Source organism: Microbacterium sp. NRRL B-14842, assembly GCF_050470785.1.
The window spans coordinates 634,962-647,915 of the sequence record NZ_JBFLUM010000001.1 but is presented as its reverse complement, the minus strand read 5'-3'; the positions used below and the strand labels follow the sequence as shown (position 1 = coordinate 647,915).

The following is a 12,954-nucleotide window of genomic DNA, read 5'->3' as shown; positions in this document are numbered from 1 at the left end:
GGGTGCCGGCGACGCGACGCGGAACGGACACCGTCCGGGAGGACGAGGGGCTGCGGCTCCCTCGTCCTCCCGGGGTGTTCCGTCGTTTCTGGGCGCGCCATCCCGTCCTCGCCGACGTCCTGCTCACCCTGCTCTGCATCATCCTCACGATCACCCCCGCCGCGCGCATCGATGACGCCGACCGCGGGCCCGTCGGGCTCGTGCTCGCCGCCCTGCTGCCGCTGTGCGTGATCGCGGCGTGCGCCACCCTGCTCTGGCGTCGACGGAAGCCCTGGCTTCCCGCGGTCGCGGCGATCCTGCTCGAAGCCTTCCTCCTGTTCACCGCCCTGCCCGGGAGCAGCCCGCTCCTGCTGATCGCCGGTTACTCCCTCGCCGTCTACCGCTCCGCCCGCGCGGCGTGGACGGCCTTCGGCATCGGGGTCGCAACGACCGCCTCCGGGGCCGGACTCCTCCTCTGGGCCGGCGTCTTCACCCTTCAAGAGGCGGTCAACGCGCTCCTCGGCACGGTCGTACTCGGGCTCATCGGCACCCTGATCGGCGCGAACGTGGGCAACCGCAAACGCTATCTGGACGCCGTCATCGATCGCTCGCGGCAGCTTCTCGTGGAGCGGGATCAGCAGGCGCAGCTCGCCGCAGCCGCCGAGCGCGCGCGGATCGCGCGGGAGATGCACGACATCGTGTCGCACTCCCTGACCGTGGTCGTGGCGCTGTCCGAGGGAGCGGCCGCCACCCCGGACCGAGAGCAGGCCCGCGCAGCCGCCACCTCCGCGGCGGACACCGCCCGCAGCGCGCTCACCCAGATGCGGGCGATGCTCGGCGTGCTGCGAGACGACGACGCGCCGCTGCTCCTCGCGCCGGTGTCTCCCGCGTCACCGCAGGAGACCGTCGCGGCGGCGCAGCGGACCGGGTATCCGGTCACCCTCGCCACAGCCGGTCAGGCGGAGGTGTCGTCCGACGTGGCCCATGCCCTCGGCCGGATCGTGCAGGAGGGGCTGACGAACGCGATGCGGCACGCGCCGACGGCGACCACGGCGTCCGTGCGCCTCGAGTACACGCCCGCTACCGTGAGGGTGGAGATCGTCAACGACGGCGTAGCCGGGGCTCCCACTGAGGGCGGCTTCGGACTACGAGGGCTCACGGAGCGCGCCGCGCACGTCCGCGGCGCCCTGGAGTCCCGGCCGGACGGAGAGGGGCGATGGACCCTGCGGGCTGTCCTGCCGACGTCGGCCGAGGCCCCGGCCGTGTCGCCGGGCGGAGAGGAGAACACATGACAGCGCCGATCCGCGTGCTCCTGGTCGACGACCAGGAGCTGATCCGTCTGGGTTTCCGCATGGTCCTGGAGGCGGAGCCCGACATCGTCGTCATCGGAGAAGCCGCCGACGGGAACGCCGCGATCGCCCAGAGCGCTGCCCTCGCCCCTGACCTCGTACTCATGGACATCCGCATGCCGGGGCTCGACGGGATCGCCGCGACGAGAGCCATCGTCGGCGCGCATCCCGAGACGAGGGTGCTCGTCCTCACGACGTTCGATCTCGATGAGTACGCCTTCGGTGCGATCCGCGCGGGCGCCAGCGGCTTCCTCCTGAAGGACGCCCAGCGCCACGAGATGCTCTCCGCGGTCCGTGCCGTGCACCGCGGCGACGCCGCCCTGGCGCCGCGGGTGACCCGCATGCTGTTGGAGCATGTCGGTCCGCAGCTGGGAAGCGCCGCGCCGGCGGCCGAGACGGTCGACGACGCCGGATACCGTTCCCTGACCGACCGCGAGCAGGAGGTCTTCCTCGCGATGGGAAGGGGTCTCTCCAACGCCGAGATCGCGGCGACCCTCTACGTCGGCGAGTCCACGGTCAAGACGCACGTCGGCCGCATCCTGGCCAAGCTCGGGGCACGGGACCGGATCCACGCCGTGATCCTCGCGCACCGGCTCGGGCTCGTCGGGCGGTGAGGCCGGGTCAGCTCTGAGGCGGCGTCCAGGCCGACACGCGGTTCAGGCGCTGGACCTCCGCGGACGACAGCTCCAGCCGCGCTCCGGCGAGCAGATCCGGAACCTGATCCACCGTCCGAGCGCTGGCGATGGGCGCCACCACGGTCGGTTGCGCCCGCAGCCAGGCCAGAGCCGTCGCGGCGACGGATGCGTCGTGCGCGGCGTCGATCTCATCCAGCGCGTCGATGATCCGCAGCCCAGCCGCGGTGGCGTACTTCGCGGCTCCGGCGGCGCGCGGCGATCCTTCTCCCCCGGCATCCGTCGAGCGGTACTTGCCGGTCAGGAAGCCGCTCGCCAGCGCGTAATACGGCACGAGGCCCAGCCCGAACTCCTCGGCGACGGGGATGATGGTGTCCTCGACGTCGTTGCGGTGCACGAGGTTGTAATGCGGCTGGATGGCGACGGGACGCGCGACGCCGAGCCGGTCGGCGATGTCGATCCACTGACGGATGCGGTCGGCCGTGTAGTTCGACACCGCCACGTGCCGCACGAGTCCGTCCGTGACGAGGGCGCCGAACGCCTCGACGGTCTCCTCCAGCGGCACCGACTCATCGTCGAAGTGCGCATAGTAGAGGTCGATCTCGTCCACGCCGAGGCGAGCGAGGGACGCCTCCGCCGCGCGGCGGACGTTCCCGGCCGAGAGGCCGCGGAAGTCGGGATGCTGGCTGACCTTGGTCGCGACGACGACGCCCTGGGGCCGCCGCGACGCGAGCCACGCCCCGATGATCGTCTCGCTCTCGCCGCCCTCGTTGCCCGGCACCCAGGCACTGTAGGAGTCCGCCGTGTCGATGAAGTCGCCGCCCCCGTCGAGGAAGGCGTCGAGGACGGCGAACGAAGCGTCACGGTCGGCGGTCCAGCCGAACACGTTGCCGCCGAGGGCGAGGGGGAAGACGTCGAGGTCACTGGAGCCGATACGGGTCATGTCCGAGACAACCGCAGCGAGCGGCACGAACATTCCCACCGGGGATCGGAAAAGGTGCGCAGGTGGCCGGGGCGGGGTGCCGACCACCTGCACCCCAGTAACATAACACCCTCCGACGTGCTACGCGATATGCGGGGGCGCCCCGACATCACGGCCACGCACAGATACACCAGATCGGGGAGCATCTCGTAACGCGGATGCCGTCGCACATGGACACATCGAGCCGAATGCGGGATCGCAGCCCGCGCTGCTGTCAAAACAGGAGTCGAAGATCGAGGTCACGAACGATCGCGACGAGCGCCTAATGACTTTCTGGCGAGCACGCCGAGACCGTCCCAAGGAGTTGCTCCACGTCGCCGAGTCCATGCCTCACTCCTGAGAAGTGCTCGAACAGTCGTCGGCGCTCGGCGCAGAAGAGGATTCTGAGCTCGCGCGTCAGGTGTGGGTGATGCTCACTCAAGGACGTCCGCGGATTGTGAAGCGTACGGATGGCGCTTATACACCGACCCGTGCAGAACAAAGGGGGGCTCAGCGACGCAAATGCGCGCGTACCAACGTCGGCTCCTCCCCGCCGCGGAGCGACTGCAGAACGTCCCATTTAGAGAGGCGAACCGCAGTTGCGGTGGTCTAGAAGTACGGAGCGCCCGCCGACGATCTGCTCTACATCGACCCGCCCTACGTGCATTCGACCCAGCGAGGCGCCCGATACACGCAGGAGATGGAGGAAGACGGCGGACAAAGTTGACCGACGCGACGCTTCTAGTGGCCGACGGGCCGCTGGCCGACGCCGCAAACGCTACGGCGCTCGAACTGCGGAACGCGGTGCTCTCACCAATCAAGGACAACCTCGGCAGCGCTTCGCCGAGTCCACATGTGCGCATGAATCAGGCAACCGCCCACGGCAAAGGCTGCCAAGCGCTGGTTCGCACTCCTACGGGAGCCGCCCGGATCGCGACCCCCGCATCGGCGATGTCGCCAGCAGCATGTGGCCAGCGGGCCCTAACTCGCGAAGCGCGCACGTATTTGGCGTAGATGGTGGACCAGTCCGCCCAGTCGAAGCACCGATCCCTCCGAGAGGGACCGGGGCTTCGACTCACCGCTTCTCGTCAGGAAGCACGCTGGATCGAGTAAACGTCCTTCTCTCGAAGAGTCAGCACGTCCTCGCCCTGAACGTTCCGGAACCAGAAGTACCCTCCGCCCTGCGAGTAGTCCTCGGCCTCCACCGACCGCTCATAGTCGGTGTCCTTATTGATAATGAATTTCGCCATTACAACCCTCCATCCTGTGGCGAACCCTGCGTCCCCACTGCCCCCATTCTCGTCGCTCTTACCGACATAACGGGGCACGGCAAGCGTTGAAGTTTCTGATGCACCCCGCATAGGGCAAGAGGCCCGAGTCGAATAAACAATCATGGCGGCGGCAAATCACTCGCCACTGAACGCGTCCGAGAGCTTTGCTCCGCTGGCCTGTCGTGCATCGCGATCGCCCGCGAGCTTGGCGGCGCGGCTCGGCTCCACGAAGACACCGATCGCGTACGTGACCCTCCCGCGTGGCGACGATGGCACCTACCGGAGGTGCTAGCCCATGGCGCCCACGAACCTGGCGAAGAGTGCCCACGCCTGGCGATCGCCGGGCGTGGTGCTCGGATCCGCCCGCACACCGAGGACCCGACACCATCACGCGAGCGATGCGACCGGCGGCTCGCCGGGAAACTCGAGATGCGGACGACCTGGAGCGATGGCACGTTGCATGGCGTCGGCACCGGGTCGGAGATCGCGCTCGACGTGCCTGCCAGGACGAACACGCACATCGGCGCGCGGTCATCGGCTGGCGTATTCGTCGGAGTTCGGCGCTATCGTCTTCTGTGGGCGCTGTGCCCGGTCAGACGACGGTGCGGGTGACGAGGACGATCACCGTCCCGTCGCGGCGAGAGGGCAGCCATAACCCCACCTGGCTCAAATGATCGAGTCGTCTACGGGGCACCGCTCAGGAAGCTCTGGACCTCGTCGGCGGTGATCATCCACGGCACCCCGAGGAGCGCCCTAGCGGGAAACACGGACCCATCCGGGAGCCTCAAGTCTTCGCGGAAACCGACCGCGGCCAACAGCGCAGGTAAACCGCCCGGCCCCGTCTCGAGTGTGAGGGTGACCGTGGCTAACCGCAGCGCATAAGTCGTTCCGTCTAGGACGTGCCCGATTAGCGTAGCCAGAACGTAGCGATTTCGAGGATCATCGAGCAGTTCCGTCTCAAGTTCCAGCCGAGTGAGTACCTCGTTGACCTCGCGAATCACCTCGGCGATCGGCGAGAGCACTCGGACGTGCAAGTTTCCGCCGTGGATCAGCACACGGCGCATGTTCAGCGTGTACTTCTCGAAGTACTTGAACGTCACCCCACGGTCGCGCCTCCCGTGGGCAACGCTGTGTCCGAAGTCCCTCAGTACCGAGTTGGGCGGCGCCTCGTCACGGAGAAGAATGAGCAGCGCGACTCCATCAGATCGCGAAAGAGTGTGGTTAGCATCACCGAGCCGACGAGTGATGTCCGCTAGGTGCGCCTCATCGTTGTCCCGCATGCGCAACAGCTTAGGTCTCTACCGGCAACGTGCGTCGCGGCGGCTCGGCCCGAAAATTATCCACTGGTCGCGTCTGGGGAACTCACGGCGTGCCGCGCAACGGACGCGCCTGTGCCTGTCATGGAGGTAGCCGCCCAGATTCCAACGGACCGTCAGCAACTGAGCATGATCCCTGACGCTCGGCCCCTCCGGGCAAGCCTGAACGCCGTCAAGCACGATCGGATTGCCCCCAATCCTCGATTGTCGTCGTAACCACAGGTCAGGCGGTGGCACAAACTCCTCGATGTCGTGGTGCCTAAGCTGGCACAGCCGGACTCTTGGAGGCGCTGAGGCCGCGAGCCCACATGATCCCATCGTCATTCGCCACGATGTCAACCGCCTCGCCTTCAACCCCGTCGACGTCGACGTCGACACCGTGGCGTGAGTCCCGAGGGCGATTCAATTGACGTCGCGCATTCCACGAGGAACGCGGCGAGATGATCATCGCGCTGAGGAGAGCACGGCGCGTCTTCACGATACCGAGCAGGCGGCGTGAGATCGCCACTCGTCTCCGCAGGATTGTGGAGGGTGATTCCGGCTGCTATCCGGCGTCGCTTACTCCCGAAAGGGATTTAAGAGCCGACTACGGGACTCGAACCCGTAACCCCCGTATTACAAGTACGGTGCGCTACCAATTGCGCCAAGTCGGCGGATGCCATCACAGCTTAGCGACGGCGGGGACGCGCGGCGGTCTACTCCGCCGGCGCCGAGGTAGCGGTCGGGGTCGGCGTCGGGGACGTCGACTCGTAGTACGCCTCGCTGGCGACGGACATGACGAACGTCGACAGCTCCTGCGGGTCGTCCAGCGCGCCGACATAGGCCTCGCCGTTGACGACGATCATCGGGGCGGCGGTGAGCACGAGGTCGTCGGAGCCGGGAAGCGGCCCCTTGAGCGCACGCGTCGTCGCCTCCTTCGCCCAGTTGACGTAGTCGCCGTCCTCGATGCACGAGCGCACGGTCCTCGCATCGTCCACGCCGACGGCGCCCGCGAGGTTGGCGAGCTCCTCGTCGGACATCCCGTCGCTGCCCACGTCGGGCTGGTCGTCGAGGAGGTCGTGGTTGAACGCGTAGAACTGGTCCGGCGAGTGCGTGGCGACGCAGGCGGCGGCAGCAGCGGAGCGCAGCGAGTACTTGGTGCCGTTGGAGCTGGCGGTCAGCAGGGCGACCGGGTGGTAGCTCACGGTCGCGGCGCCGTCCTCGATCCACTGCGCGAGCAGGCGGGCGTTGGCGCGCTCGAACTTGCCGGCGTCGGGTGAGAGGTAGTCGACGTACACGTGCACGTCCACCGCACCGGCCGCGGTGGGCTCCGGTGCCGGGGTCTCGGTCGCACCGGCCTCCGTGGGCTCGGGCTCCGGCGTGGCGGAGGCGGTGCCGGCGATGGCGGCGGAGGCGATGTCCGTCACCACGACGCCGTCGGCCTCCATGCCGCTCGGGCTGAGCTGCGGCTTGGACGTCTGCGAGGTCACGGCGAGCGTCACCGCGGTCCCGATCGCGCCGACCGCGATGATCGCGACCGCGCCGATGATGATCCGTCGCATCAGACGCGCCCGCGACTGCTGGGCGTGCACCTTCTGTGCCTTCTCCCGCACGGCCTCGCGCGAATTGCGAGGGGCGGGGACGTTCGGCGTTTCGTCGCTCGACATCGTTCCTCTTGAGTCTCAGGGGGTCCGGGTTGGCCCCGACCACCGTCGGGCGGTGATCGCCGCTGCGCACGGCCGGGTTCGATGCTAACCAGTGAGGCTGAGAAATACCCAGGTGCGGCCGTTCGTGCCATACTGATCCCGACCCGATGGAGGGTCACGGCGGGTCGCTCCGCCGCTTCATTCACTACGGATCGTCCGGCACGTACCTGCCGGTGAAGGAGAAACACGATGGCATCTGTGACTTTCGACGAGGCCACCCGCCTGTACCCCGGCGGCACCCGTCCGGCTGTCGACAAGCTCAACCTCGAGGTGGGAGACGGCGAGTTCCTCGTCCTGGTCGGTCCCTCCGGTTGCGGTAAGTCCACCTCCCTCCGCATGCTCGCCGGCCTCGAAGAGGTCAACTCCGGCCGCATCCTCATCGGCGACCGCGACGTCACCGATGTGCCGCCGAAGGACCGCGACATCGCGATGGTGTTCCAGAACTACGCGCTGTACCCGCACATGACCGTCGCCGAGAACATGGGCTTCGCGCTCAAGATCGCCGGCGTCGGCAAGGAGGAGCGTGCCGCACGCGTCCTCGAGGCCGCGAAGCTCCTCGACCTGGAGCAGTACCTCACCCGCAAGCCGAAGGCTCTCTCCGGTGGTCAGCGTCAGCGTGTCGCCATGGGTCGCGCGATCGTCCGTCAGCCCCAGGTCTTCCTCATGGACGAGCCGCTGTCGAACCTCGACGCCAAGCTCCGCGTCCAGACCCGTACGCAGATCGCGTCGCTGCAGCGCCGCCTCGGCGTCACCACGGTCTACGTCACGCACGACCAGACCGAGGCGCTCACCATGGGTGACCGCATCGCCGTGCTGAAGGACGGTCTGCTCCAGCAGGTCGGTTCGCCGCGCGACCTGTATGAGAAGCCGGAGAACGTCTTCGTCGCCGGCTTCATCGGCTCGCCGGCGATGAACCTGTTCTCGGCCGACCTGGCCGACGGCGGCGTGCGCTTCGGTACCGAGGTCGTCCCGCTCGACCGCGACACCGTCGGCCGTGCCAACGGCTCCCAGGTCACCGTGGGCGTCCGCCCCGAGGACATCACCGTCGGGCCGGCCGACGGTCAGGGCCTCTCGGTCGTCGTCGATCTCGTCGAGGAGCTCGGCGCCGACGGCTACCTCTACGGCCACACCGAGATCAACGGCAAGCGCACCGACCTCGTCGCCCGCGTCGACGGCCGCAACCACCCGAACGCCGGGGAGACCGTCACCCTCGCCGCGAACCCGGGTCACGTGCACGCGTTCGACCTCGAGTCCGGCGACCGCCTGAACGACAAGCCGGTCGTCTCGGCCTGATCGGACATCTCCACCGCGGCGCGGGCTGACTTCGGTCGCCCGCGCCGCGTCTTTTCCCCGGCACCCCTCAGGAGTCCCCATGCAGGAATCCCTCCGGATCACCGCCAAGACGGTCGACCCCGGGCTGCTCGCCCTGCCGTGGTCGACGCCCCTGGAGAAGTGGCCGTCCGAGCACATCGTCTCCCTCCCCAAGGGCCTCTCGCGCCACCTCGTCCGCTTCGCGGATCTCTCGGGTCGCGTGGTGGCCGTCAAGGAGACGACGACCGAGATGGCGCGGCGGGAGTACGAGATGCTCGGCAACCTCGCGCGCCTCGACGTGCCGTGCGTGGAGCGGGTCGCGGTGATCGCCGGCCGCACGGACTCGTCGGGTGATCCGTTGCCCGCGGCGCTGGTCACCTCGCACCTGCGCTTCTCGATGCCGTACCGGGCGCTCTTCACCCGGGTGCTCCGCCCGGACACGGCCACCCGTCTCGTCGACGCGCTGGCCCTGCTGCTCGTGCGTCTGCACAACGTCGGCTTCTACTGGGGCGACGTCTCGCTCTCCAACACCCTGTTCCGCCGGGACGCCGGAGCGTTCGCGGCGTACCTCGTGGACGCGGAGACCGGGGAGCTGCACGAGGAGGGCCTGACGGACGGACAGCGCGCCTACGATCTGGATCTCGCCCGCACGAACATCGCCGGTGAGATCATGGACCTCGCCGCGGGCGGTCGCCTGGAGCACGGCGTCGACGCGGTCGCCATCGCGGACGGCATCGTGTCCTCCTACCGCTCGCTGTGGGCCGAGCTCACCGCGCAGGAGTCCTTCTCCGCCGCCGAGACCTGGCGCATCACCGAGCGGGTCGAGCGGCTCAACGCCCTCGGCTTCGACATCGACGAGATGTCGATGTCGACGACCGCGGACGGCACCGTGGTGGAGATCCAGCCCAAGGTCGTCGACGCGGGACACCACCAGCGCCGACTCATCCGCCTCACCGGTCTCGACGTCGAGGAGAACCAGGCGCGTCGGCTCCTCAACGACCTCGACGAGTTCCGTGCCCGCTCCACCAAGCAGTGGGCGGACGAGGAGATGTACGCGCACGAGTGGCTCACGCGCGTCTTCGAGCCCGTCGTGCGCGCCATCCCGTACGACCTGCGCGCCAAGCTGGAGCCGGCCGAGGTGTTCCACCAGGTGCTGGAGCACCGCTGGTATCTGTCGCAGGCGCAGGGACGCTCGGTGTCCCTCGCGGAGGTGCTGACGAGCTACATCAACGACGTGCTCCGCCATCGCCGCGACGAGGCCACCATCATGGGACCCCCGACGGAGACGATGGGCCTGCCCGTCGTCACCGGCACGCTGGCGCTCGGCGACGATGACGAGGTGGACTGGCGCGACCTCGTCTGAGGCCGCCCCTCCGGTTCCGGACGGCGTCAGTAGCCGACGGTGAACCGCTCGCGGTGGTGGTTGCCCTGCTCGATCTCGTCGACGATCGCGACGGCGAAGTCCGCCCCGGAGATGTAGGACTTGCCGTCCTCATCGCGGACGAGCACGTCACCGCCGTCCCGATAGCGACCGGTGCGCTCCCCCTCGGCCCACGGTCCGAAGACCTCGGCCGGGTGCACGAAGAACCAGTCCAGGCTCTCGGCCGTGCGCTCCAGGAGCGCCAGCGAGTCGATGCCGACCTGCGCCTCGTGCTTGTACTCCTCCGGGAAGCCCTGATCGAACAGACGGGGACCGCCCGGCGCGACGAGGCTGCCGCCCGCGCCGCCCACGACGCCGAGCCGCGTCTCGGTGCCGTCGAGCAGCGCGACCACGTTCGTCAGCGCCTCGAGGACGCGGTCCTCCATGTCACCGCGCGGCGAGAGCGCGGAGACCACGGCGTCCGCTCCCGCGAATGCCTCGGTCAGCGTCGCGGGGTCGAGTGCGGACCCCTGCACGTAGGCCGCACCCGCGACCGGATCCGCGGGTGTCGAGCGCGAGATGGCGACGACCGCGTGGTCACGGCTCACCGCCTCCGCGACGATGTGGCGTCCGGCGTAGCCGGTTCCTCCCAGGACGATGATGCGGGCCATGCGTGTTCCTCTCGGTCAGTCCGCGGCGCGGACGGTCGCGACCTGGTACAGCGCGACCGAGGCCGCGATGCCCGCGTTCAGCGACTCGGTCGCCGCGGAGATGGGGATGGAGACGATCTGGTCGCAGGTCTCGGTCACGAGGCGGGACAGGCCCTTGCCCTCCGAGCCCACGACGATGACGACGGGACGGTCCGCCAGCTCCAGCGCCGGCAGCGACACGTCGCCGTCGCCGTCGAGCCCGAGCACGAAGACGCCCTGCTTCTTGAACTCCTTGAGCTGCGTCGTGAGGTTCGATGCCAGGGCGACCGGGATGCGTGCCGCCGCGCCCGCACTCGTCTTCCACGCCGCGGAGTTCACACCGGCGGAACGACGCTGCGGCAGGATGATGCCGTGGCCGCCGAACGCCGCCGTCGAGCGGATGATCGCGCCGAGGTTGCGGGGGTCCGTGATGCCGTCGAGGGCGACGAACAGCGGCGTCTCGCCGCGGTCGATGACCTCCTCCAGCAGGTCCTGCGGGTGGGCGTACTCGTACGGCGGCACCTTGAGCGCCACGCCCTGGTGCACGCCGTCGAAGCCGGCCATGCGGTCGAGCTCCTGGCGGGTGACCTCGAGCACCGGGATGTCGCGGTGGGTCGCGATCGACAGCATCTCCTTGACCCGGTCGTCCATCTCGACACGCTGCGCGATGTACATCGCGGTCGCCGGGATCTTCGCCCGCAGCGCCTCGAGCACCGAGTTGCGGCCGGTGACCGTCTCGGTGTCGGTGGTGTTGTCCTTCGACCTGGCGGTGCGGTTCGGGTTGCCCCCGGAGGCCGGACGCCCGCCGGGCTTGCCCTTGCCCCCGGCCGCGGCGAAGCGCTCGGCCGCGGCCTTGCGCTTACCGGCGGGGTGCCACGCGCGGTCCTCCGCCTTCGGCGTCGGGCCACGCCCCTCGAGCGCCTTGCGCCCGAGACCTCCCGTGCCCTTGGTGGGGCCCTTCTTGTTTCCCTTGCTCGCGCCGGGGCGCCCTGGCTTAGCCATCGATACTCCAATGAGTTCCGGCCGGAGTGTCCTCCAGCGTGATTCCTGCGGCGGCGATCGCGTCTCGGATGCGATCCGCCGCCGCCCAGTCCTTCTCCGCGCGCGCGGTGGCGCGCTGCGCGATCATCTCCTGCACCAGCGCGTCGAGCGCCGCTGCCTGCGCATCCCCGGCCTTACGGGAGCCCGCGTCCTCGACGAGGCCGAGCACACCGGTCATGCCGAGCACCGCCCGCGCCGCGTCCAGGGCCGCTGCGGTGTCGCCCGCGTCCAGAGCCGAGTTCCCGGCCCGCACGCTCTCGTGCACGACGGCCAGCGCCTGCGGCACACCCAGGTCGTCGTCCATCGCATCGATGAACGCCGAGGGCAGGCTCTGCGCGTCATCGGCGCCGATCCCGTCGCCGGCCGCGCGGAGCGCCCGCTCCAGGAAGGAGCGGATGCGGCCGAGCGCCGCCTCCGCTTCCGCCCAGGAGGATTCCGAGAGGTCGAGGCTCGATCGGTAGTGCGCCGCCGCGAGGGCGTAGCGCACGACGAGCGGGTCCCGCTCAGCGAGCACGTCCCGCGCGAGCGTGAAGTTGCCGAGCGACTTCGACATCTTCTGTCCGTCGACGGTCACGAGGCCGTTGTGCACCCAGTACCGGGCGAAGCCGTCGCCCGCTGCACTCGACTGCGCGAGCTCGTTCTCGTGATGCGGGAACCGCAGGTCCAGTCCCCCGCCGTGGATGTCGAACTCCGCACCGAGGTACCGCTTCGCCATGGCCGAGCACTCGATGTGCCAGCCGGGGCGCCCGGCACCCCATGGCGACGCCCACGTCGCGTCGGCGGGCTCGTCGGCCTTGGCGCCCTTCCAGAGGGCGAAGTCCTGCGGGTTGCGCTTGCCGCGCGGGTCGGCGTCCTGCGCGGCTTCCATCGCGTCCACGGACTGGTGGGTGAGGTCGCCGTAGGACGGCCAGGAGCGCACGTCGAAGTACACGTCTCCCGAGCCATCGGGAGCGGGGTACGCGTGGCCTCGGTCGATGAGCAGCGCGATGAGCTCCTGCATCTGCGGCACGGAGGCCGTCGCACGCGGTTCGTAAGTGGGCGGGAGGATGCCGATGCCGGCGTAGGCGGCGGCGAACTCCTGCTCCATCCGGTAGGCGAGCGCCCACCACGGCTCGGACTCCGAGGCGTTCGCGAGGACCTTGTCGTCGATGTCCGTGACGTTGCGCACGAAGGTCACGCGCCCGTGGCGGTATGTCAGCCAGCGGCGAAGGAGATCGAAGCTCAGAGCAGCTCTGACGTGACCGATGTGCGGTCCGGACTGCACCGTGGGTCCGCAGACGTACATCGTGATGTTCTCGGGATCGAGAGGCACGAAGTCGCGCAGCAGCTGTGCGCGGGTGTCGTAGAGGCGGAGAGTCAC

11 protein-coding genes and 1 tRNA gene are annotated in these 12,954 nt (G+C 69.1%); 4 read left to right on the top strand and 8 right to left on the bottom strand.

The window, feature by feature from the left end; translation table 11 throughout:
* Window positions 1–2 precede the first annotated feature (2 nt).
* Window positions 3–1,271: a sensor histidine kinase gene (locus tag AB1285_RS03275; RefSeq protein ID WP_370428406.1), complete on the top strand. Its 1,269-nt coding sequence runs from the start codon at window positions 3–5 to the stop codon at window positions 1,269–1,271.
* Window positions 1,268–1,942: a response regulator gene (locus AB1285_RS03270; RefSeq protein WP_370428405.1), complete on the top strand. Its 675-nt coding sequence runs from the start codon at window positions 1,268–1,270 to the stop codon at window positions 1,940–1,942. Before AB1285_RS03275 ends, AB1285_RS03270 begins: the two co-directional genes overlap by 4 nt.
* Before the next feature lie 7 nt (window positions 1,943–1,949).
* On the opposite strand, the gene AB1285_RS03265 is transcribed toward AB1285_RS03270, so the two are convergent.
* The 5 genes from AB1285_RS03265 to AB1285_RS03245 all read right to left on the bottom strand — a co-directional run bounded on the left by AB1285_RS03265 (window position 1,950) and on the right by AB1285_RS03245 (window position 7,154).
* Window positions 1,950–2,903 carry an aldo/keto reductase gene (locus AB1285_RS03265; protein WP_370428404.1) on the bottom strand — a complete coding sequence of 318 codons (954 nt, stop codon included), beginning with the start codon at window positions 2,901–2,903 and terminating at the stop codon, window positions 1,950–1,952.
* A 1,106-nt stretch (window positions 2,904–4,009) separates the two neighbouring features.
* Complete coding sequence (locus AB1285_RS03260; protein ID WP_370428403.1) at window positions 4,010–4,249, bottom strand: hypothetical protein; 240 nt, start codon at window positions 4,247–4,249, stop codon at window positions 4,010–4,012.
* 626 nt (window positions 4,250–4,875) lie between these two features.
* A complete protein-coding gene (locus AB1285_RS03255) occupies window positions 4,876–5,472 on the bottom strand; it encodes a hypothetical protein (RefSeq protein ID WP_370428402.1) in 597 nt (198 codons plus the stop codon).
* A 616-nt stretch (window positions 5,473–6,088) separates the two neighbouring features.
* Window positions 6,089–6,161, bottom strand: a tRNA-Thr gene (locus AB1285_RS03250).
* A gap of 42 nt (window positions 6,162–6,203) precedes the next feature.
* Entirely contained in the window at window positions 6,204–7,154 is a 951-nt protein-coding gene (locus tag AB1285_RS03245) for a thioredoxin domain-containing protein (protein ID WP_370428401.1), read from the bottom strand.
* Between the two features lie 228 nt (window positions 7,155–7,382).
* Here AB1285_RS03245 and AB1285_RS03240 point away from each other — a divergent pair, with 228 nt between their 5' ends.
* Together AB1285_RS03240 and AB1285_RS03235 are read left to right on the top strand one after the other, a co-directional pair.
* Window positions 7,383–8,486, top strand: coding sequence for an ABC transporter ATP-binding protein (locus AB1285_RS03240; protein WP_187662078.1), 1,104 nt, complete (start codon window positions 7,383–7,385; stop codon window positions 8,484–8,486).
* Between the two features lie 79 nt (window positions 8,487–8,565).
* A complete protein-coding gene (locus AB1285_RS03235) occupies window positions 8,566–9,867 on the top strand; it encodes a DUF4032 domain-containing protein (RefSeq protein WP_259951412.1) in 1,302 nt (433 codons plus the stop codon).
* Window positions 9,868–9,893: 26 nt separating this feature from the next.
* On the opposite strand, the gene AB1285_RS03230 is transcribed toward AB1285_RS03235, so the two are convergent.
* Genes AB1285_RS03230 through cysS form a run of 3 tightly spaced genes read right to left on the bottom strand, consistent with a single transcriptional unit; the run spans window position 9,894 to window position 12,954 of the window.
* Entirely contained in the window at window positions 9,894–10,535 is a 642-nt protein-coding gene (locus AB1285_RS03230; protein ID WP_259951411.1) for an NAD(P)-dependent oxidoreductase, read from the bottom strand.
* Window positions 10,536–10,550: 15 nt separating this feature from the next.
* The gene (rlmB, locus tag AB1285_RS03225) at window positions 10,551–11,555 is read right to left on the bottom strand and encodes a 23S rRNA (guanosine(2251)-2'-O)-methyltransferase RlmB (RefSeq protein ID WP_187662081.1); all 1,005 of its coding nucleotides are present in this window, start codon (window positions 11,553–11,555) and stop codon (window positions 10,551–10,553) included.
* Window positions 11,548–12,954, bottom strand: a complete 1,407-nt coding sequence (gene cysS / locus AB1285_RS03220) for a cysteine--tRNA ligase (protein WP_259951410.1) — start codon at window positions 12,952–12,954, stop codon at window positions 11,548–11,550. Before cysS ends, rlmB begins: the two co-directional genes overlap by 8 nt.